Raw genomic sequence first — 21,647 nt, 5'->3', positions numbered from 1 at the left:
AAAGAAAATAATGAGCTATAATGATCCTATGATTCGAGTCATGAATACCCTTTCATTTATGTATGTCCTGATTTTAGTGATGTTGCGATTGAAGAGAGGGGAGGAATGAAGCTTAAACGAATAATGTATGGAGTAAGTTGTGATTTAATTCACAAAAAATAATTCTGCTTCTTTTTACATTCCCGGAAGGGAAATTTTTTTCAAGTATTACTAAATCGATTTAGTAAGAGTGAAAATTAATAAAAGAAAGTCGGAGATCACTATGGAAATGTTTATGAGTATTATCAGGGAGCCATCCATCATTATCGCGATTGTGACATTACTCGGCCTTATATTTCAGAGGAAGAAAGTATCCGAGATCATTACGGGAACTACCCTTTCTTTCATGGGTTTCACCATGATCAAAGTCGGCGGCGGAATTTTAGGAGGCGTTCTCACCAACTTCAGCCAAATTTTTTCTTATGCGTTCAAACTTAAAGGTGTCGTACCAAGCAATGAAGCTATCATGGCACTGACCATTGATCAGATCGGGGCGGATGCTGCGCTCATTCTACTCTTTTCCATGATCCTTAACATCGTGCTTGCACGCCTGACCAAGTTCAAGTACATTTATTTGTCTCTTCACTTGATTCTGTTCATGAGCTTTGCCGCTACAGCCGTTATGAAAGGTCTTGGTCTCAGTTCGCTGACTACGATCATCGTCGGTTCTTTGGTAATCGGGAGTTATATGGCAGTGTTCCCTTACCTGCTTCGGAATGCCAGCAAAAACATTATCAAATCTGATGAATATACGATTGCTCATGCTTCCATGACCTCTTACATTCTCGGCACCTATTTAGGAAAAGTTTTTGGTAACCGTGAAAATGACACCGAAAATGTAAAAATTAATGACCGCATCAGTTTTTTGCGCGACCCCAATGTTGCAACGACCTTGACGATGCTTGTGCTTTTACTGGTATCCGGACTGGTTGCTGGTTCTGATTATGTCAGCAAATTATCTGATGGCAAAGAATACATCGTCTTCATCCTCGAACAGTCAGCTATTTTTGCTGCCGGCTTGTATATCGCAAAAGCAGGTGTTAAGCTGTTCACGACTGAAATTGTACCCGCTTTCAAAGGGTTCTCCCAAGTGTTCGCACCTGGAGCAATCCCTGGTGTGGATGTTCTGGTACTGTTCGACAAATCACCCAATTCCGCGTTGGTCGGCTTCTTGGTCAGCTTCTTCACAGGCGTTGCCTGCGTCTTTCTTTTTCCGCTTGTCGGATTGCCTGTCATTGTGCCGGGGATCATGGCCTGCTTCCTCGCTGGTGGTGCAGCCGCGATATTTGGCAATTCCAGCGGTGGTTTCAGAGGGGCTGTCATTTCCAGTTGTCTTAATGGATTCTTGCTCTGTCTGCTGCCGGCCCTCACCTTGCCGCTCTTTTCTTTTTTGGGTGCCGAAGGGGTGACATTCGCCGATCCCGACTTTACTACCCTTTCCGGAGTACTGTGGCTTATTTTCCGTTGGTTTTAAACTAAATCGATTTATGAAGTTTTTTAGAATAACTCATCTCAATAATTTGTGTTCTAAATGAGGAGGAATTATCCATGTTTTTTAACGACCAAGATATTCAACTTGATACCGTTGACAGTAATACCACCCGGAAAGTGCTGGCCCACAGCGACCAGCTTATGTATGTCAAAGTGATGTTTGCTAAAGCCCAAACAGGGGAGATCCCATTGCATAAGCATATCCATGAACAAGTCACTTATGTAATAAAGGGAAGTTTTAAGTTCATGATCGATAATGGCGAAACAAAGGATGTGCAGACCGTTAGAGAAGGAGACAGCATCCATTTTCCATCCGATACTCTTCATGGCTGTATCCCACTAGAGGATGACGGTATTCTGCTAGATGCATTTACACCAGCACGTGCAGATTTTATGTAAATTCCCTTACTAAATACGGTGTATCTATTGAGTATGTCGAAAAAATGATTGATGGACAGGAAGAGTAAAAGAAAGGGATACTCCCAATGCGAGCATCCCTTTTTGTATTTGTCTACCCAGCGATATACCTTGTTTCAAGTAAAGGAAAAACTATTAGTTCTATAGAATATGAATAGCATAAGATCTTTGAGAGGAGTATGACTATAGAGCTATAAATTGTTTCCGCCTGAATGGTGATCATTGTTTATAGTAATCAGGGGATTGCGTAAGAAATGGGGCGAGAATACCGGGAGCAGAAAATACTGGAAGCCGAAGACTTATTGAATATGGCACAGAGCTACATGAAACAAAAGTTTGAAGAAGAGGTATGGAAGGCTCATATACATACACCTGTAGAAAGTGTGCATTCCAAGGGACAGAAGCATGAACGCATTATGAGTCTGGAGCCTGAAATTAGGAAAGGGCATATTCTATTCAATTCGGATAACCTCAGATATAACTATCAGGTTAAGGATTACAATCGAAACTGTACATACGACGATGCGCCGGATAGTTTATATGGGCTGTCCAATTGATCCAATCCGTTAAGCAAGTGGGCAGATCAGTGCAAGCGTATAGTCTTGCCAAAATGTACAAAGACGTCTAACATTTATTTCGGGTGTTCGTGATGAAAATAGGAGGCGTTCAAGAATGAAAGAAAAAAATGTCAGGGGAATTAGGGTAACTGATTATCATGATATTTATTTGTTAAACCAAGACTTTAACCCAAAACTATATCTATTTTCTGAAGAAAAAGTAAAAGAGAAGATTGAAATCATAACAAAGAAAACAAATGATATTATTTTTGTTTGTGAAGAAAACAACGAGGTAATAGGATATATTCATGGGAGCCCGTATGAATTACTTTTTTCTGACTCTTTAGTAAACGTACTGGGGTTTGTTGTAAAAGAAAAGTATAGAAATCAAGGTGTAGGTAGCCTGTTGATTGAGCGTCTTGAACAGTGGGGAAAGAGCCATGGATTTTCTGGGATTAAACTGTTATCTCACCCAAGTCGAATACATGCTCACAGGTTCTACGAACAACGTGGTTATATGTTTACAAAGGACCAAAAAAATTTTATAAAAAAGTTCAAATAGTACATATGTGGAACGAGAGCTCACTGAGCAACCAGGATAAGGCCGCTCAGTAAACTATGTGTCCAATTCGGATCAGGACGAAGCCATACATAATATAGACGTACATATGAATCATTGGGATAAAGAGCATAAACTACAGCTATGGAAACAATCTGAAATCTTTGGCGAGAGCTACAAATTGAACTATATCGACTCGAATGGACAGTTTTCTGCCATAGTGTTATCCCCTTTGAATGCCTATGTGCTAGAAGACGGAACACCAGAAAAGAAATGTATTCATTGGCCTACACAAATTTAGAGACGATTTGATAATCTTGCTACTGTAGAAAAAGGAAAAAACCTAAAAATGAAGATGTGGTAATAAATGTGTTGACACAAAAATGATTAGGAACCATACTATATATATGAACAAGGATAATAAAATAACCAACGACATTGATGCTATTCCCTCGCTTGCACAATCCAAGCGTCAGATTGATCGCTATAACCTAGACCTAGATGCACAGGCTATACTCGTCGCGTCTAGGCTAATGGAAGCGGGAGCCAAGCTTGGACATGCCGCAGAGATTCATTTCTCCAGATTCGGTTTATCAACAGGGCGATATCGTTTATTGGCAGACCTTGAAGATAACGAAGGAGAAGAGTTGCCCTCGCAATTATCTGAGCATCTAGGTGTGACACGTGCTACAGTGACTGGTCTTATCGATACTCTTGAGCGAGATGGGCTAGTATCCCGGCGATCAAGTTCAGAGGATGGACGTCAGAAAGCGGTCATATTGACAGAGCAAGGAGCGAAGAAACTTCGTGAAATGGCTCCTGAGCATTTCGCTCGGCTGGAAGCCATGGTGGGATTACTGGATATCGAGGAGCGCAGCGTATTCCTCGATCTGTTAGGCCGAGTTACACAAGGTATATCGGCACTTACGGACGAACCAAAACGAACTAAAGAAACACATCAGTAATGAGTAGAATGGGCTAGTGAAGCTAGCCCATTTTCACTCTTATATAGTTAGGATCCTAATTATATGTCACTGAAAGCAGCCGCTGAACGATTAAAAAGAATAAAGGAGCAATTAAATGAACAAGACGACGGAGTATCCCAATCAGACAGATGGTGTTTACGAAATCAAGTCTGCTGGTTCTGGCACAAAGACTTTTGTACTGTGGCGTGAAGTCGTAATGGCCTATGCGTCTCCTGCCATTATGGCAGGTATCGGGGGATTGGTCACTGCCGACAAGGGGCTTCAATTAGGGGCCTTGACCACAATCGGCGGAACATCGGCCTTCTTGGCTTTGATGCTTGGCCTTTGGCTGCGCAGTAGAGGAGGCCATAAAGGGTGGATCATCGGCGCACCTCACTTGGTTGTGGTTGGGCTGTTCGCGTTGGTGGGAGCAACATTTGGTCTATTCGCCGCATGGGCGACATCTGGTTTACTAGAAATTATGATTCCGAGCAATCACTTGGCCTGGGTCGGTCGTGTCTGGATCGATTTCCCGTTGTCCGGATTCATAGCAAGTACGATAGTGACATGGCGGTGGCGTCTTGCCGTCACTACAAATTTTCCATCCAAAAGGAGAAGATAAGAATGATAGTTATTATTGGAGCAACAGGTACGATAGGCAGTGCGCTTTTGGAACGTTTGGTTGATCTTGGAGTACCCGCCAGGGCGCTGAGCAGAGAGCCTGAGAAGTTGCGTGATCAGATTGGAGAAAAAGTCTGGTCGACTATCGAGATCGCATCGGCTGATGCTTCCGACCCCAAATCACTGCGCCGCGCGTTTACAGGAGCTAGCCAACTTTTCCTTGCAATATCCAATAGTCCAAGACAAATTGAATTGGAAACTTCGATTATTCAGATTGCCCGCCAAAGCTGGCATCAAGCACATCGTAAAGATATCCAGTCCTGCCTTTGAGCAGAGCTCTCCAGTAGCAGTGGCGGGCTGGCATCACGAAATCGAGAAAACCCTTAGCGAATCGGGTGTCACCCACACCGTGTTACGCCCCTATGCGTTCATGCAAAACTTATTACGCTTTGCACCAACGGTCACAACCCAAAATGCTTTCTTCGGCTCCATGGGCGATTCACCCTGTAACTTCATTGACTGTCGCGATATCGCAGATGTCGCCGCAGAAGTTCTGACCAATCGAGAGGTATCTGGCCAAATCTATACGCTTACCGGTTCGGATATTTTCAGCTATCCTCAGATCGCGAGTAAACTATCCACCCTGCTCGATCGGCCGATACGCTACATCAACATGGAGCCCCAAGCACTACTCCGCAATCTCATCGAGCACGGGCATATGCCTCCTTGGCTTGCGAATCACGTTGTGGAAATTCAAACTATGTCTACGGTGGTTCCGGAAAGACCAACGGACATTGTAAAGCGTTTGCTCGGTAGAGAGCCCCGCAAGCTAGACGCTTTTCTGCATGAGCATGCAGAAAATTTCAGATAGAGGCGGAGTTCAGCTAAGGATCAACCAGAAAGAAATGGTTGACCTCATAATACGAACGGGCAGGATAGTTCAATAAGAAGCTGTAGTGGAAGCGGATCCGGTATCGAATGGTAAATAGGGGCAGCGAGCCCCTATTTTTTGTTATTGGGTTTGTTATCGTACTTTGTTGATTCTTGAACAAAAATATGACCGCCATTAGGTATAGGTGATCACGTGATTATTAAACTAATCTTAACGTTTCCCGTTAGAGTATAACTTCAAACATTTTGTGTTCGCATTCACTCATCTTATAAATAGTAATAATAAATGAATTACCGCAAGAATTCCCATTGGATAAATAATTGATCTAGAGAACGTATTCTTAAATCCATTACGGGGGTGCTTTTCAAAAAATAGGTGCAGGATTGCATGGATGAATAAAAATAAATCTAGGAACCAAAAAATAATTGTCTGATATTGGCTGAAAAGTAAAGAGAGTATTATTGTGTAAAGAGGGAGGTGAATAAATGTGAAGACTTTATAGGCTTTAGAATCTTCCATATCTTTAAGTACGATAAACAATCTCCACTCAGAATGTCTTATTGCATCCATTTCGTGCAAAAGAAATAAAGATAAGTTAAGCAAGAATAGCACAAGCAAAAAATCTGGCATATAAAACCTCCCACAATTTTATAACTCCATGTTACTACAGTGTAATAAATAAACCCAGCAAAATATGGAATTATTTAATACGTATAACTGCCTGTGGCAAATAAGAATAACCATATTGCAAATTTGTGTGTTTATCGAACGTAATCTATTCAGAGAGTACCCTCATGTTGTCGATTACCCTGTGACTTTCTATTTCCTATCATTCCTGCCATTTTAATTAATCTCTACTAAAAATACACCAACATAGGGGAACGATGCGATAGAATAGAAAATAGAAAGCGTTATCATTATCCATTTTGCTGCGATGATCCAGGGGGAGAAGGCATATGCGTTCAAGGTTCCAACCATTAAACACATTGCGTAATCAGATTTTTATCGGCTTTATATTGGTAATGCTCATTATGATGAGTGTGGCGGGGGCATTCATTTATCTCAATGTCTCTCACCTGTTGAAAAACAGTGCCGAGCGGCATATTGGTCAGACCGCGGTACAAGCGAGCGGCAGGCTGGATGCATTAATCGGCCAAATGGACAGCCTGACGGAACAGGTGGCAAATCATCCGTCTGTTCAGCATATTTTGCTGGAGGAGCGCAACGGGGGGAAGGTGTCTTTTCGGCAGCGTCAATCACTACTGCAAATGATGCATAGCTATCAGGCTTATATGCCGAGTGTCGGCTCGCTGGAGCTGTATACCGCCGAAGGGAAGATGTTGTTTCCGATTAGGGAGGGCAGTTTGGAGGACCGCATCGGACAAGCGGACATCCGGGAAGCGAATCAGATGAAAGGAAGATTAGTCTGGATCGGCATTGATCCCGAGGACTCCCGGTCGCTGCTGGCGATTCGGCAGGTGAGCCTGGTGGATCGCTGGTTTTCACGCGGAGGATATCTGATTACCCGCATGGAGCGCAGTTATTTCAGGCTGAATGATGCGTCAGCGGTCAATGAAGAAGCGGATGAAACCATGTTGCTTGTAGATCGTCAGGGCCAACTGCTGTCGGGTGAACCTTTGAACCAGACGGATTTGTCAGGTGTACTGCACAGCAAGACACAGACGGTTCATATTGGAGAGCGGGAATATGTGAAGGCGGTCCAGCAATCGGAGCGAACCGGATGGTCGCTGCTGATCCTGATTCCGGTTAGCGTCGTCACAGACGGAATTACGGTTTTACGGACTACACTTATCATCTCCGCGTCTCTTGGTGCAGTGTTATTCCTATTCATGTCTTTTATGCTGTCTACGTTGATTACCAGACCGATAGGTCATTTGATTCAGGCGATGCGTCGTTCACGGCAAGGGGCATTGACCCTGAATCCAGAACCGGCATCAGCGGTCGAACTGCGGGAATTGAATGTAGAGTACAACACGATGATTGTCGACATTAATGAATTGATCCGTGTCATTTGCGAGAAGGAGGTTTTGCAAAGCCAAACCGAGCTTAAAGCGCTGCAGGCACAGATCAACCCGCATTTTCTTTTTAATACGCTGGATGCTTTTAACTGGTCGCTACAGGAAAAAGGAGAGGAGGAGCTTGCCGGGCTAATGGTGTCCATGTCACGGCTGTTTCGTTATATTATCGAACCGGCTCACCATGACTCTTGGGTGACACTCGGGGGAGAAATGGCACAAGTCCGCCGTTATCTGGAACTGATGGAGATGCGTCTGGGTGAACGTCTGAGCTGGCAAATTCATATGCCTCTGGAGGCGGCCCAAATTCCGCTTCCTAAGCTGCTGATCCAACCCATTCTGGAGAATGCCATTTTGCATGGCATCGAAAATCGTATCGGCAACGGCTGTGTTGAAATCCGTGTCACTCCTGCGGTAAAACCGGGCTGGACCAAGATCGCGGTCATAGATGACGGACCTGGCATGACACCGGAGGAACTTGCGGCTGTGCGTGCAGCGCTGACGGGGGGATCGGCCTGCCAGAGCAAGGGGACTGGTATGGGGCTGGTTAATGTGCAGCGCAGGCTTGCCCTCTATTATGAGAGTGCATCTGATCCAACGAATGGTTTGCTGATACATAGTGCTGTGCAGGAAGGAACTGTGGTGGCTTTTGAAATTCCTGATGAATACGGAGGGCGGTAGGAATGAGTGTTTCATCCAAAACCATTGTCATTGTAGACGATGAACAGAGAACACGTCAGGGGATACACCAGACACTGGAGCAATGGGCCGCCGGAAAATACCGGATTGTGACAGCGGCAGATGGTTTGCAAGCATTACAAATGCTGCGGGCGGAAACGGTTCATTTGCTGATTACGGATGTCCGGTTGCCGGAATTCAGCGGACTGGATTTAATCCGTTCCCTGGAACGGGATTCACGTCGGCCGGCGATCATTGTCATCTCGGGATATGCAGAATTTGATTATGTCCAGCAGGCTCTTCGTCTGGGAGCTGTCAATTATTTGCTCAAGCCGATTGATAAGCAGGAGCTGCTGAAAGCGGTAGATGAGGCGCTCCGGCTGGAGGAGGAAAGACAGCGGTATGAGAAGCTCGAAAAGCTGGCTGACCCTGTTCTGCTGGAGCTTGACCTCCAAGCGGCTACTCTTAGTGATCCGATACGGCGTGCCTTCATCTATATGGCGGAGCATCTTCACGAATCCGTTACGATGGCGCAGACTGCCGCGCATGTACACCTGAATGCCAGCTATTTCAGTGTTTTGTTCAAGGAGCAAATCGGTTTGTCCTTCAGCGAATATCTGCATCGACTGCGGATCCAACGGGCCAAGGAGCTGCTGCTGCATAGCCAGTTGACGATTGCGCAAATCGGAGAGCGTTCAGGCTACCGGACAGATAAATATTTTATTAAAGTGTTCAAAGCGACCGAGGGGGTAAGTCCCAGCCGCTACAGGCAGCAGATGCGTAAAGGGCCACAGGATATTCACTGACAGCATAGGCAGCTCATAACCCAATAAAAGTGGAATTATACCCAATCAGTGTACCCTGTTGGAAGCTGGAATGGAGTGCTAAACTTACAAATGATAACGGTTACAAAAAATAAAATTACAACAACGGAGGTCTAACGATGTCCAACGAGTATGGTTTACGTAAGCGCTCACATCGAAAATGGGTTGCTGGGTTGACCCTGATGCTATCCTTGATGCTGGTGCTATCCGGTTGTGGTGTTGGTAAGGATGGCAAAGGGGGTTCCAATGGAGAAGGCGGGAAGATTACGCTCAAAATGATGCACCTGTGGCCAGAGGGAAGCTCGGCACAGCAGAGCAAGCTTGTGACCCAGATTATAGATCAATACCAAAAGGATCATCCGAATGTCGTCATTCAGCAGGAAGTGCTGGAAAATGAACAATACAAAAATAAGCTCAAAGTGCTGTCGGCTTCCAATGAATTGCCGGATATCGGTATTACCTGGGCAGCGGGCTTTATGGAGCCTTACGTTAAAGGCGGATTATTTACGCCAATGGATGACCTGTTGAATGGCTCCAAGCTAAAGGACAAATTCGTACCGGGAACGACCGAAGCCTATGCGCTGAATGGAAAAACGTATGCGCTTCCGATCGAATTAAATATTTCACCCATTTACTACAACAAATCCATATTCCAAAAATACAGCCTGAAAGTACCTGCAACATTTGACGAATTTAAGCAAGTAGTGAAAACACTTGCAGATCATGGAGTTGCACCGATTGCACTGGGCAATAAAGACCGCTGGACCGGCTCGCTCTGGTATATGTATCTGGCGGATCGTATAGCAGGTAACGAGACGCTGAAAAAAGCAATTGACGGCTCAGGATCGTTCGATGACCCTGGTTTAATTCAGGCGGCATCCGAAATCCAGACGCTCGTGGATATGAATGCCTTTAACAAAGGATTTAACGGCTTGTCTAATGATGAAGGAAAATCCGAATTTATGAACGACAAGGCGGCAATGTATTTAATGGGTACTTGGGAATTACCGAATTTTACGACCAATCCCGCAATCCCGCAAACATTTAAAGACCAAATGGGCTTCTTTAAATTTCCGATGGTTGCAGGCGGCAAGGGCAACGTGGACAGCTGGGTAGGAGGTCCGGGAGTAGGCTTGTTCGTTTCGGAAAATTCCAAGGTGAAGGAAGAGGCCAAAGCTTTTGTTGAGTATTTCGTGGTCAAATGGGGTGAGCAATCGGTAACGCAGGCGGGAGTTATTCCGGCGACGAAGGTGGACACCTCCAAAGGAAATTTGCCTAAGCTGTATGTCGATTTGCTGAATGAGCTGAATCAAGCCAGCAGCATTACATTGTTCGCCGATGTACAGATGAAGCCGAATGCGGCGCAGGTACATTTGAATATGATTCAGGCGTTGTTTGGTAAAGCCGTGACACCACAACAATTTGCCGATCAGCATAAGGCTGCCATTCAGAAAGGAAATTGAAATTGAGCACATAAGGAGGTTGGGCCGTGGAAAAGGTCATGTCCAATAAGCTTGTCATTGCTCTGTATGTGTTGCCTTCCCTGCTGCTGTTACTCACTGTGATTTATGTGCCCATTGTGCTCACTGCCTATTACGGCCTGAATCAATGGAATGGAATAGGCTCTATGACTTTCGTAGGGCTGGACAACTATCAACGTTTGTTCACAGACACGGCGTTCTGGCAAAGTGCTTGGCACTCGCTGCTGCTGGCTTTGTTTTCAGGTGTCAGTCTGATCGGTTATCTGGTCATTGCGATGATTTTGTCAGGAAAAATCAAGGGAGCGAATCTGCTGCGGAAAATTTATCTGATCCCCATGCTATTGTCTTCTGTAGCTATCGCGCAATTGTGGCTCAAAATATATCATCCGACGAATGGAGTGCTGAATTCCTTACTGACGTCGGTCGGAGTCCACAATCTGCCCGAATGGCTGGCTAATCCGTCTCTGGTGCTGCCTGCCCTGTTCATCCCGATCATTTGGCAATATGCAGGCTTTTATATTCTGATCTATTATGCCGGGCTGAAAAACATCCCCGAAACGCTGGTGGAGGCTGCCCGGATCGACGGAGCCAGTGCCTGGCAGATTGCGACTCGTATCAAATTGCCCCTGCTGCGCGAGGTGCTTAACGTCACGATCATATTGTCCATTGTTGGCTCGCTCAAATATTTTGACCTGATCTACGTCATGACTGACGGTGGGCCGAACGGAGCCAGTGAAGTGATGGCTTCTTACATGTACCACCAGGCGTTCCGCAGCTTTGATTTCGGATATGGCAGCGCTACAGCCTTTGCCCTGTTGTTCATCTGTCTGGTCGCTACGTGGCTGATCCGCAAGGTTACGGCTTCGAGTGACACCATCCAGTATTCATAATACGGTCATGCAAATAGATCATGGGTAACAAAGGACAGGAAGAGGGAGGAACGGATATGAAAACCCAGGCAGCCGCCAGCTATCCGCTTGGAGTCGCTACCCGTGACAGAATGTTAACTCGGGTCGGTTATGCCGCTTTGTATACACTTTTGATCATCTTGGCGGTGACGCAGCTTTTACCGCTGCTGTGGCTGATGCTTTTCTCGCTTAAAAATAATCAGGAAGTGTTTAATCTTCCACCGTTTGCACTCCCGCCCCAGCCGCATTGGGAAAATTATATGAATGTGTGGACCAGCGGCAATATTGGGAGGTATTTTATCAATAGTGTGTGGATTACGGTAATATCCGTGGCGCTGACGGTGCTTTTGGCCAGCTTTGTAACGTTTGCGATTACACGTATGCGCTGGAAAGGAAGCCAGTTGGTCCTCGGACTCTTTATGGTCGGACTGATGATTCCGGTCCATGCCACCTTGATTCCGTTGTTCAGTATGTTTCTCAAGCTGCATCTGACAGACACGCCGCTGTCCATCATCCTGTCGTATATCGCTTTTAATCTGCCTACAACGATGATGATCTTGCTGGGATTCTATTACGCATTGCCCCGGGAAGTGGAAGAAGCGGCCGTTATGGACGGCTGCACTGTCAACCGGATGTTCTTCCGGATTGTGCTGCCCATGACGACCCCGGTCATGGCAACGACAGCCATCATTAACATGATCTATAACTGGAATGAGTTTATTTTCGTCAATACGTTCATTAGCTCGGACGAAAACAAAACGCTAACCGTTGGTGTCCAGAACTTTATCGGACAATATACGACCGACTGGGGAGCTATCGGAGCTACGTTAATGATCAGCATTTTGCCCATTTTGCTGGTGTTCCTCATCATGAGTGACCGGATTGTTGAAGGGATCGCAGCCGGGTCGGTAAAAGGGTAAAGAGTAAGGGGTAAAGGGCTACCAGGACACAAATTCCCTTGTTGGATTTGAAGAGCACCCTCTAGAGTAGACTTTGGAATAAACCTCCTGGTTTGTCCGATGAATGCTAGGGGGTGCATTTTTATACGAGTCTAGTTTGAGTTGAAGGAAATACATAAATGATTCTGTCCTGATTTAAATATTAAAGCAGGTTTAAATGAAAAAGTGGATTTTGTAGATATCTGTGGTATACATGGACTCTGTTTGTTCTGACTTAGCTGATAGCCTGTTGCTCACTGGCTAATTCTAACTGATAAAGACGTTGGCGTATTGCTTCTTAAAACCAATTTGGCCAATTTGACATTGAGTGCTTCCCCTCCCGTGTTAACTCTAATGGGGAGGGGCAAGTGATTGTTTTTGGTAGGTAGATTGGTGGGGGCTTTTTTTTATTTCTTTAAATTGAAAAAAATTCCATTCCTCTAATAATTCAAATTGGAATGGAATTTCAAAATTTTAGAGTGACTCGTATTAAATAAAGAAGTAAATGAATCTAATAAATAATATTTAATAATGATTTCTCTGATAATTCACTCCCGAATCTAATACTGAGTTCAATTATTTATAGCTATGTTTAGGCAGTAGCTTTAAAGAGTTATCCTTTTAGTCTCTAGGAGAAATTAATTTAAGAAAAGCTGCGAATGATTCACATACAAAATCTAATGTTTCGTCCTGCCAGTCTTCAAGTGATTTTTCTTCTAATTCCTCTTCGGTTATTTCACTTTCCAAGATTAAATCCTCATGGTTTTGAAACAAAATTTCCGGTTCATTTTTATCTTTCCGGTAATCAAATAAAAATTTATCACCAGATCCATTAATAGCAAAGGGAAATATATTTTTCGGTAACGCCTCACTTAAAGTATCGTACGCTAGTTCAATTGGAGAAATTACTTCTCCAAGAACTTCTTTTTCTATTAAAGATAATAGTTGTATAGACCATGTGAATTTCCCAGGTACTTCTACAACGCCCGTCATCTCTTCACCATTTTGATCTATTATATATGGTACTGATCCATCATGATTTAGCACAATTTCTACGTACTCTTTAGGAAAGTTGATATTCCATCGCTCCTCAAGACCTCTCAATTTGCTTTCATCTAAATTTATATTATCAGACCATTTTAGCTCATATCCCATTGTAGTTCTCCCTTCTAATTTATTAGAGGTTAATCGCCATTACCCCATATTTTATTTCCACCCGTATGATTTACTTTACCATGAACATTCTCATCTACCAACTGCATTCTTCCTGTTTCTTGATGGTGATGCCAAGTAAAGCCAGGTATTTTATCATCCCCTTTTATAATGGCACGTATTTGTTTCTTATCATATTTTAATACATCTTCTAAATATGTGTTTAAATCCAAATTCGCTGCTTTTGCCTCCAGTTTTAGCTTTTCACAGTATAACTTTGTTGAAGCTTGTAAATGGTTAGGTCGAGACATATTCAGTAGATGTTTTGATGTGTGACTCTCTAGTAAGGATATTTCAAATTTGATATATTTTTTGTCGAATATAGGGAAACCTAATGGATCGAATTCCACGCCTTTAAATATTGCTCCTGCATTGCCTGAATTTAAAACATTAGGACGTTTATACTTAGGGTTGTTAAGATAATTACTTTGAAGATTGTTCACTGATTCTTCTAATTTTTGCACATTAGTATAGCCCCATTTTGTAACATCCACTTTCCCATCCCTCGCTTTTTTAAGTAAATCCTCAACACTTTCAAATCCGTTTGGAACTATCCACCTTTTAACTACTTTACCGTTGGAATCAATTCCTTCTCTTAAAGTACCTTTAGTTTTAACTTGTTTAACTATGTCTTTTACATCGTCAGGAATGTAATCGTGTTTCTCCAGCGTTTTAGTGCTCTTACCTGTGTACTCTCCTGATTCTAACGCATCAATCTGTTTTTGTCTCTCAGGCGAAACCTTCGCACCCGCTTTGGAATGAGGGACATCAGGACCCAGATCATGAAACTTATAATGACCTGCATTAGTTGCGAGGATCGGTGATTTTTTAGTTATACGGATATTCATCTTTCGGGCTACACTCTGCAAGTAACTCCCCAAGGATTCGAAATTGGTCGGGAGGCGGAGGGCGTTCGTTTTGAATTTTCCATCTCCGGCCTTCGCTAGAGCAGAGTCGGCTTTCGCTGTATCCCCGAATAATCCCGGCGTTCCACCTTTTCCACCGTTCTTTTCTTCAACATCTTTGAGTCCTTTAGATAAAGAGGCTTCTTCTTTGCCTAGCTTTCCTAAATTTTTAGTGAGTTTGGCTCCTCCCTTGACGATTGTAATGACATCCACTCCACGCTCCACAGCTTTTATGCTGTCATACCCTGCATCATAACTTTCTTGCTTCGTGTCTGTCAGCGGGTTTGGAATAAAATTGTTCCACTTTTTCACAAGAGGTTCTGTAAAACCATCCCAAGCCTTTTTCCCGTCATTGAGAAGTTCGTTCCCTGATTTTTGAAAGGTGACCGTTTCCGCAATATATCCTCCTGCATGCTTAATACCTTCAAGTGTCTCATTACGCTCCAGAAAACCTTTCCCGGTGACGTTACCCGGCATGACGAAAGGAGTAGCCACCATGACTCCCATATCTGCTACATCGACAACCATATCCCATACGCCTGTTACAAATTCTACACCCGCATCCCATTCTCCCTTGAGCGTGGAGCCTACATTCTCCTTCACGCGTGCTCCCATCACACTTTGGATACCTTTTTCAGCGACCTGCTTCTCAAAATCAGACAACAGCGGCTCAGGGTAGTATTGATGGAGGGAAGCTTTGAGCTGGATTTCAGCGCTCACGCTGTTGACTTCCTGTTCCAAATCCAGCGTATCGGTGGTTGTATTCAGGTGTAAGCCGTTGGTTCCTTTCAGGAGGATGCTTCCTGCTGAAAGACTAAGGCTGCCGGTAGCTTGAATTTGTATACGTTGGGTACTGTTCAGGCTCACGCCATGATGGGCATTCATGGAGATGTACAGCGATCCTTCCTGCGCACTCATCGACAGCTCGGAGTTGCCCAAGGAAATTTCTTTTCCCTGCGGATTCGCAAAGGATTTGACCCCGGGATCGGCTGTTTTACGCTGGTGGCGTTCTGCAGGTGATTCGACCACGGCGCCTTGAGCGGTGTGAGAGGAAGGGGCCGCAGCACCCGATGGTTTCGTCCGCACGGATTGAATGACCATCGCATCATCTTCGTCTGCACTTGGAAAATACAGCTTCACCTGTGCGCCTTTTTCCGGCATCAGATACCAGACCTGATTACCTTCGGCAGAATAGGGGAACCACTGAGCCTCATGAGGACTTTGCTGATCGTCCATATCCAAATGCAATCGAACCTGATTTCGGCTGACCTCCAGTATTTTTCCTTCAATAGCCGCACCAATGATGGTTCGATTATATATTTTAGGGACCTTCAAGCCCGCCGACAACGCGCATTCATACGACCAAGTCATCAAGCCACGAATCAGTTGGCCTTCACGTTTGGTGATGACGTAGGTTTCGTGATTGCGCTCGACTTCATCTCCCAGTTGCAGCATGTGATCCCACTCAAAGGTATAGCGGGTGTAATCTCCAATCGTGGCCGATTTCCAGCCGTTCGCCTCCTGATCCAGATAGGGAGCGATCTTGCGCTGTAACGTAAAAGGAACCTCTTTCAATTGAATATGCTGTCTGCCCTGAGGAATACCGATCCAAATTTGCGCATGGTGTGAAACGATATTAGGAACGAGAAGGGCTCCCACATGCGAAGCCAGACGTTTTAAAAAAGTCCAATCTGTCTCCTGATACTGCATGATGAACTGACCAGTCTCTTTTTTCTCAAAAGCTTCATCAATCTTGTCCGAGCCTTTATAATCGGCCAGTACTGCATCTACAATCTCCGCATACGTTTGATGGATGTGTTGAAAAGAACGGTTTTTGAGCTGCGTATCCAGTTTGAAACTATGAGAAATGACATCGAGATTAACCACGATCTCTTGATGCAGGTGTTGTACATCTACGCAGTACAATTGCCCCATAAATAAGGGATGTTTCCGTTCCTTGGCATCCGAATACCAGAGTTCGATCTTATCGTCACTGCTTGCTTTAGTAATAATCGTGTCTGCTTGATCGGCTTCCAAGCTGCCTGTGATCACCAGTCTGGCATGTTCTCCCAGCTCATGACTCATGTGGACGTGCGTAAGACGCAGCTTGCCATAGGGCCAAGTGACATGTAAGTGCTGATAGGTAAAGCGGTCTTTCGCTACGATGCTCATCCCTTACTCTCCTTGCTTGATAAAATCAGCCATCCTGTCCGTCGTCTGTAATGGAGATGATGCCTCCACCACCCGATCCCGTGGCGGAATTGTCCGTGCTGCCTCCAGCAAAAAAGGAGGATATCGCCTCTTGTACACCTGTGCAGCTACACATTAAGGTTGAATTACTGAGCAGGGCAGGGGCCCCTTCGATCAACACATCCTCTTTTCCGCCTGTCCACTTGGATCCAAACGCAATTTCCGGTTCACAGGGAAGACCCTGCTTCAATTTACACACCAAAAGCATTGATTTTGCTAATATTGGCTCCACAAATGGCATCGTCCACGCTCAGGACGGGTTTATCTTTAATGTAGACGCCGTGGCTGTACATCGTATTGAGCACACCCGGGTCTGTACCTTGGCTGCACTGTAACTTGGCTCCTCTGACCACATAGGAATGCTCTCCGCTGAGCGCACCTTGGGCCAGTGCCTTAATAAGTAGGGGTAAAAACATATAAACACCTCCTTGGATAAAAGGTAAACATTTAAGAAAGCTCCGACCATGTCGCGGTGTGCAGCATGGCATAGGTTAAGGGGACCCATAGGGGGGCATCCTCCAGCTTAAATTGGCAACTCCCGATCACAGCCTTGCCACGCCAGGAGCGCACAAAGGCAATCTGATAATAAGGGGAGGGGGAAACTAGAAAAATAGATTCATAGCAGCCGATGATCGCGTCTTGAATAGGTAGAACTTTTTCGTCCACCAGCTTCATCGCAGGTTGTACACGACTCGTTTGCTCAATCATCTGTTGTTGATAGATTTCTATTTGCGTGGGGTCCAGATCTTGCCCACTTTGGTGCAGTCCGAACAGGATTCCGTCCAGCTTGTCTTGAACGACGAAGCTTTTCGATGGGTCTATCGTCTGCCTAGCACGAGCTTCTGGAATGAGAGAATCCGGCAGGGATATGGTGAGTTGATCCTCGAAGACAGGAAGGGTTTGAAACCGGATTTCCTGTTCATCCGGAAGGGCTAGTGAGCCTTTCAAAATTCCCTTTATCGCTTCTTCAATAGATACCAGCATCCAGCTTTCATCGTTCTCCGCTGTACTTAATTGCTCTTTCAACGTTTGTTGATAATGCAGCTTCAAAAAAAATTCATCCCAATGCTCCGTCAAGGTTGAACCTCCTTATAAGAGTTCTAGCTTTTGTAGCCGAAAACCACTCAAACTCCGACGAAGCAAGCTTTCAGCAGCCTCCAAGCTAACGATGAAATAAGGTTCCTTCACGTTGGATAGTCGAAAAAAATGGTGTTCTTTCACCTTTTGACTATCCAGCACAAGGCGCTTCAGCGTTTGATCATGCGGATAAAATTCAGTCTGCTCCGAAATACCATCCACGGAGGGAATAGATGGAATCCAATATAACTCCTGGCGGCTAGGTTCCCGGTTCACGAGATACAACTGTTTAAAACGGGCTTGTGGATTATATAGCTCTAGAATCCGTTTCATCGGATCGGAAAATAGCGGTTGTGAGGTTGAAAATGGTAGCCAGTCTGTATACTCGGCATCTTCTGTCGCATGAACATCTAAAACCTGAGCCGGGGGCATGCCAACAAATGGTGTTTTAAAAAGAACCGTATTTATAGGTTCGATATGGCGCGAAATCCGGTTGTCATCGACCAGCACATAATAATGGCGCATACACATTCCTCCTTACTCTGTCCACACGATGGATTGACGCTGTACTTCATTCAGCTTCCAATGTTGTTGGTACTTTCGCGGGACAAGAGTTCCTTGCATCGAAGCCCCCTCAAAATACGCATGTTCAAACGAATGTACATCCGTAAAATCGGCCCCATCCAGATTGGCGTGTTCAAAACGCAGTCCACATAGCCCTGGCACCCGAACTCCATGTTCCCGATGTGGCTGTCCACTAGCACTGCTGAAGTTAGCACCTCTCAAATCGCTATATCTAAAATCCGTGTCGGTCAGTAGGCATCCCTGAAAGCTGCCTCCTTCCAGATTCGCTCGTTGCCAGATGCTCCCGATCAATATGCAGGTGTGAAACTGGCTTTCTCGTAAGTCACTGTGGCTAAAATCGTTATAGCGCAAATCCTTTTGGATCAGGTGGAGGTGGGGAAGAGAGAGCCGCTTTAGGTTTTCGTAAACATAGGGTTCTTCTTCACTGGATTGCATCAATTGTTCGCTCACATCATCTGGAACAAGCGCTTCCTGATCTTCGACATATAGATTCTCGCTGATATCCTTGTACTCGCCCGTTCGGATGGCTAAACGATCAGTTTTATGAATAGCGAGATACTCAGGCATTTGAACGGCTTCTGCCAACCCTAAGCGCAGGAGGGAGTTCACAAACTGGTGGAAAAAAGGAGCGGATTCCAGCATCAATCGTTCAACGTCCACAGAAGTGATCGACCCCATATATATTTTTCGCTCCTGCTCCAAGGCTTCCAACATGGCACTCATCGGTGCGTAGGCCCATGATGCGTCATAGGTTAGCTTGCAATCGGAATCATCTTCGTACCATTCAGCAGAATAAGCCTCGACCATATATAGGTAGGATTGTTCAAGAATTTGAGTGCGCAAGAAAGAATAGTGGATATATCCAATCGCTTCTTTTTGACCTTGTTGTTGCATGCCTAGAATGTGTATACACAAATCCCTAAACGATTCTTTAAAGTCGGAGATCAGTTGAGCTTGGCAGCGATGAAACTTGGCTTCCAGCATGTCCAACTGAATGTCCAGCAAAGGTGTAAAGTGATGCTCTTTAAAATGGTGTAACGCCGCTTGTTTATCCATCTGCTAGTTCTCACCTTCCGTTAGTTCATCTTAATTTCCGTGCCGGAGAAGGTGGTTTTGTCATCCAGCGTAATCGTGTTGCCTTTACCAGACAGCTCAATTTTTCCGGCGGAAAGCTGGATGTTGCCGGAACTCATAACGATATCGGAGGCCGCGCTAATACTCACATTTTTTCCGCTTACAATATCAATGCCTGTTTTATCGTTAATGACAATGGACATTCCGTTACCTGAGATGACGATTTGATCCGGGGCGAGCATGATTTCTTTTCCATATTTGGTTCGCAGTGTCTTAATGGCAGGGTCAGCCATTCGATCTGGCGCAGGAGCTGCTGCGGACAATGCCGAAGAAGACCTTGCTCCGGCAGACGAAGTAGAAGCAGTCGCATGTCCAGAAGCGGCAGAAGATTTTCCCCCGGAAGGCTGCGGTTCTCTTTTAACCGAGCTGATCGCGTAGCCTTCTTCTTCCTTATAGCTGGGGAAATAGATACGGATGCTGTCTCCGTCCTCAGGCATACAATACCAGCCCGTGTTATCCGCAGATGCATAAATGGTAGAGTAGGGAAACCAGTAATCCGTGTTCGGATCTTGCTGATCGTCCATATCGAGCTGGGCGCGGACCTTGTCCCGACGAACGCTCCGTACCTTGCCATGAATGGAAGCACCGATAATGGAGCGATTGTAGTCTTTAATAGGACGTAAGCCGCTTCGTGGCGACAGCTTGGCAGTATGGGTCAGCACCCCATCTTTCATCTCTGTTAGCACCTCAGCTACGATCAGCTTATGACCTTGAAAGGTTACTTCATAGCCTGGCTCTAGCAGCTTCTCTGTTTCGACTTCATACTGGATAAAATCAGCATCACGCACGCCGGGGATATGGTTTTCAGAGGCGGTTTGAAAATCCGCAACCCGTTTGGTGACCTTATAATTGGTGGATTGTATTTCTCCTTTGCTCAGGCCCATAGGCAAGCCAAAATAAAACTTCGGCACTCCATAGCCCACCGCAGGAATGAGTGGAGAGTAGAAGTGGGAAGCCATCCGTTTCAAAAATTGCCAGTCGGTTTCATCATATTGCATGATAAAGGTGCCGATGGGCTTTTTATGGGACACAACATCCATGGCTTCGGCTTTGGAGTAGTCCGATACAATACTTTCGATCAGACCCGTATAGGTGAGCTTGGGGTTCTGGAAAGAGCGTTGATGCCGCTTAATATCTAGCTCATAGGTATGAGATATGGCTTCGACGGTCAGGTAATGAACGCCGTGAACGACTTTTTCCTCCACATCCAAGGCAATACCTCGAAAAAGGGGCTTTCGATTGCCATTTTTGTCTGTAACAAAAGCTTTGACCTGAGTTTCTTCATCTGAAGCACGTACATACAACTCGCGCTTTTTCTCCGAGATGATGCCTGTACAGATCATTCGGACATGATCATTGACTGTTTTTAAGATTTTAAGCTCATGAAGGCGAACGAATTCATAAGGCATGATTTTCGATATGACCGTACGTCACGATGTTTTCCATAGGTGTCTCCTTCTATAGTTGTTTTTGGTAAATGTTATTATGAGATCCCCAGCTAGTAATGTTGTTATTGATAAATCCAACATATGTATTTATCGGTTAAAAGAGAGATTAACTTTACAGAATGACCCATTGATTGGGGTATTTACTATGTGTATTTTTGGAAGCAGGTGATATGGGAGGGAAATGTAGAGTAGAAAAAAGCATATAATAGGTGGTAAGAGGGAGTATATCCTTTCTCCGTCTCGACACATGTGGAGTGCGTGGTAGTAATATATCGAGATAAGAAGCATTGATGCACGAGGGTTTGAAGACAATATGAATATGTTCCTGCATTCAGAAAATCGCTTTAGGACTGAGTGCGGGAACATATTTTATTTACATTCATAGGCATGTGAAGACGATAATATTGATGGTTCGAAGTAAAGAATTGATGTATAAGCGATGGATCGACTTGTAATAAGTAAATACCTTGTAACTCTCTAAAGAATACTCATATTTATTTAGAGGCCACTGAAAAACTACTTGTTTTTTAGAAATTCAACATTTTTAGGGGGTCAAATATGATTCCCGGAACGCGAAACGAGCCTTAGAAGCGATTCTAGAGGCTCGTTTTTTGCTCGGATTTTATTGCG

The 21,647-nt window shown here is 44.8% G+C and carries 21 protein-coding genes and 1 pseudogene; 13 read left to right on the top strand and 9 right to left on the bottom strand.

All coding sequences use genetic code 11. The annotated features are described in order from the left end of the window. The first annotated feature begins 262 nt into the window (after positions 1–262). From ABIA61_RS22525 to ABIA61_RS22490, 8 genes and pseudogenes are all read left to right on the top strand, one after another. Entirely contained in the window at positions 263–1,513 is a 1,251-nt protein-coding gene (locus tag ABIA61_RS22525) for a PTS ascorbate transporter subunit IIC (protein WP_044648863.1), read from the top strand. A gap of 74 nt (positions 1,514–1,587) precedes the next feature. Beyond that, a complete protein-coding gene (locus tag ABIA61_RS22520) occupies positions 1,588–1,929 on the top strand; it encodes a cupin domain-containing protein (RefSeq protein WP_404521705.1) in 342 nt (113 codons plus the stop codon). 272 nt (positions 1,930–2,201) lie between these two features. Then, the gene (locus tag ABIA61_RS22515; RefSeq protein WP_283652863.1) at positions 2,202–2,504 is read left to right on the top strand and encodes a hypothetical protein; all 303 of its coding nucleotides are present in this window, start codon (positions 2,202–2,204) and stop codon (positions 2,502–2,504) included. A gap of 115 nt (positions 2,505–2,619) precedes the next feature. Then, the gene (locus tag ABIA61_RS22510; RefSeq protein WP_283652862.1) at positions 2,620–3,066 is read left to right on the top strand and encodes a GNAT family N-acetyltransferase; all 447 of its coding nucleotides are present in this window, start codon (positions 2,620–2,622) and stop codon (positions 3,064–3,066) included. Positions 3,067–3,172: 106 nt separating this feature from the next. Further along, positions 3,173–3,364, top strand: a complete 192-nt coding sequence (locus ABIA61_RS22505; protein WP_349361862.1) for a hypothetical protein — start codon at positions 3,173–3,175, stop codon at positions 3,362–3,364. Positions 3,365–3,470: 106 nt separating this feature from the next. Then, complete coding sequence (locus tag ABIA61_RS22500; RefSeq protein WP_283652861.1) at positions 3,471–4,028, top strand: MarR family winged helix-turn-helix transcriptional regulator; 558 nt, start codon at positions 3,471–3,473, stop codon at positions 4,026–4,028. Positions 4,029–4,245: 217 nt separating this feature from the next. Continuing rightward, positions 4,246–4,650 carry a hypothetical protein gene (locus ABIA61_RS22495; RefSeq protein ID WP_404581289.1) on the top strand — a complete coding sequence of 135 codons (405 nt, stop codon included), beginning with the start codon at positions 4,246–4,248 and terminating at the stop codon, positions 4,648–4,650. A gap of 2 nt (positions 4,651–4,652) precedes the next feature. Continuing rightward, positions 4,653–5,520: pseudogene (locus tag ABIA61_RS22490) on the top strand (SDR family oxidoreductase). A 282-nt stretch (positions 5,521–5,802) separates the two neighbouring features. On the opposite strand, the gene ABIA61_RS22485 reads toward ABIA61_RS22490, so the two are convergent. After that, a complete protein-coding gene (locus ABIA61_RS22485) occupies positions 5,803–6,171 on the bottom strand; it encodes a DUF6713 family protein (protein WP_349362243.1) in 369 nt (122 codons plus the stop codon). 326 nt (positions 6,172–6,497) lie between these two features. Between ABIA61_RS22485 and ABIA61_RS22480 the strand changes: the two genes are divergently transcribed. From ABIA61_RS22480 to ABIA61_RS22460, 5 genes are all read left to right on the top strand, one after another. Beyond that, entirely contained in the window at positions 6,498–8,258 is a 1,761-nt protein-coding gene (locus tag ABIA61_RS22480; RefSeq protein WP_404521701.1) for a cache domain-containing sensor histidine kinase, read from the top strand. Positions 8,259–8,260: 2 nt separating this feature from the next. Beyond that, a complete protein-coding gene (locus ABIA61_RS22475) occupies positions 8,261–9,061 on the top strand; it encodes a response regulator (RefSeq protein WP_283652857.1) in 801 nt (266 codons plus the stop codon). A gap of 137 nt (positions 9,062–9,198) precedes the next feature. Next, on the top strand, positions 9,199–10,542 hold the full coding sequence (locus ABIA61_RS22470; RefSeq protein WP_283652856.1) for an extracellular solute-binding protein: 1,344 nt from the start codon (positions 9,199–9,201) through the stop codon (positions 10,540–10,542). A gap of 26 nt (positions 10,543–10,568) precedes the next feature. Next, positions 10,569–11,450 (top strand): carbohydrate ABC transporter permease, encoded by an 882-nt coding sequence (locus ABIA61_RS22465; protein ID WP_283652855.1) that lies wholly within the window; start codon positions 10,569–10,571, stop codon positions 11,448–11,450. 56 nt (positions 11,451–11,506) lie between these two features. After that, positions 11,507–12,388 (top strand): carbohydrate ABC transporter permease, encoded by an 882-nt coding sequence (locus ABIA61_RS22460; RefSeq protein WP_283652854.1) that lies wholly within the window; start codon positions 11,507–11,509, stop codon positions 12,386–12,388. A 639-nt stretch (positions 12,389–13,027) separates the two neighbouring features. On the opposite strand, the gene ABIA61_RS22455 is transcribed toward ABIA61_RS22460, so the two are convergent. From ABIA61_RS22455 to ABIA61_RS22420, 8 genes are read right to left on the bottom strand one after another with little or no spacing between them, the layout of a single operon-like run. Further along, entirely contained in the window at positions 13,028–13,561 is a 534-nt protein-coding gene (locus tag ABIA61_RS22455) for an SMI1/KNR4 family protein (protein ID WP_404521698.1), read from the bottom strand. Between the two features lie 29 nt (positions 13,562–13,590). After that, positions 13,591–16,695 (bottom strand): HNH endonuclease, encoded by a 3,105-nt coding sequence (locus tag ABIA61_RS22450; RefSeq protein ID WP_404581288.1) that lies wholly within the window; start codon positions 16,693–16,695, stop codon positions 13,591–13,593. A gap of 25 nt (positions 16,696–16,720) precedes the next feature. After that, positions 16,721–16,972 carry a PAAR-like protein gene (locus ABIA61_RS22445; protein WP_404581287.1) on the bottom strand — a complete coding sequence of 84 codons (252 nt, stop codon included), beginning with the start codon at positions 16,970–16,972 and terminating at the stop codon, positions 16,721–16,723. After that, entirely contained in the window at positions 16,965–17,189 is a 225-nt protein-coding gene (locus ABIA61_RS22440; protein WP_404581286.1) for a PAAR-like protein, read from the bottom strand. The genes ABIA61_RS22445 and ABIA61_RS22440 overlap by 8 nt, the downstream gene beginning before the upstream one ends. A 31-nt stretch (positions 17,190–17,220) precedes the next feature. Then, positions 17,221–17,850, bottom strand: coding sequence for a hypothetical protein (locus tag ABIA61_RS22435; RefSeq protein WP_404581285.1), 630 nt, complete (start codon positions 17,848–17,850; stop codon positions 17,221–17,223). 12 nt (positions 17,851–17,862) lie between these two features. After that, positions 17,863–18,375 carry an imm11 family protein gene (locus tag ABIA61_RS22430; protein WP_283652849.1) on the bottom strand — a complete coding sequence of 171 codons (513 nt, stop codon included), beginning with the start codon at positions 18,373–18,375 and terminating at the stop codon, positions 17,863–17,865. A gap of 12 nt (positions 18,376–18,387) precedes the next feature. Further along, positions 18,388–19,491, bottom strand: coding sequence for a pentapeptide repeat-containing protein (locus tag ABIA61_RS22425; protein ID WP_404581284.1), 1,104 nt, complete (start codon positions 19,489–19,491; stop codon positions 18,388–18,390). A gap of 20 nt (positions 19,492–19,511) precedes the next feature. Then, positions 19,512–20,978 carry a hypothetical protein gene (locus tag ABIA61_RS22420; RefSeq protein ID WP_404521689.1) on the bottom strand — a complete coding sequence of 489 codons (1,467 nt, stop codon included), beginning with the start codon at positions 20,976–20,978 and terminating at the stop codon, positions 19,512–19,514. Between the last annotated feature and the right edge of the window lie 669 nt (positions 20,979–21,647).

Source organism: Paenibacillus sp. RC21, from assembly GCF_044907935.1.
Lineage (GTDB): Bacteria > Bacillota > Bacilli > Paenibacillales > Paenibacillaceae > Paenibacillus > Paenibacillus terrae_A.
The sequence above is the reverse complement of the archived record's forward strand: the minus strand, read 5'-3'. Positions and strand labels throughout refer to the sequence as shown.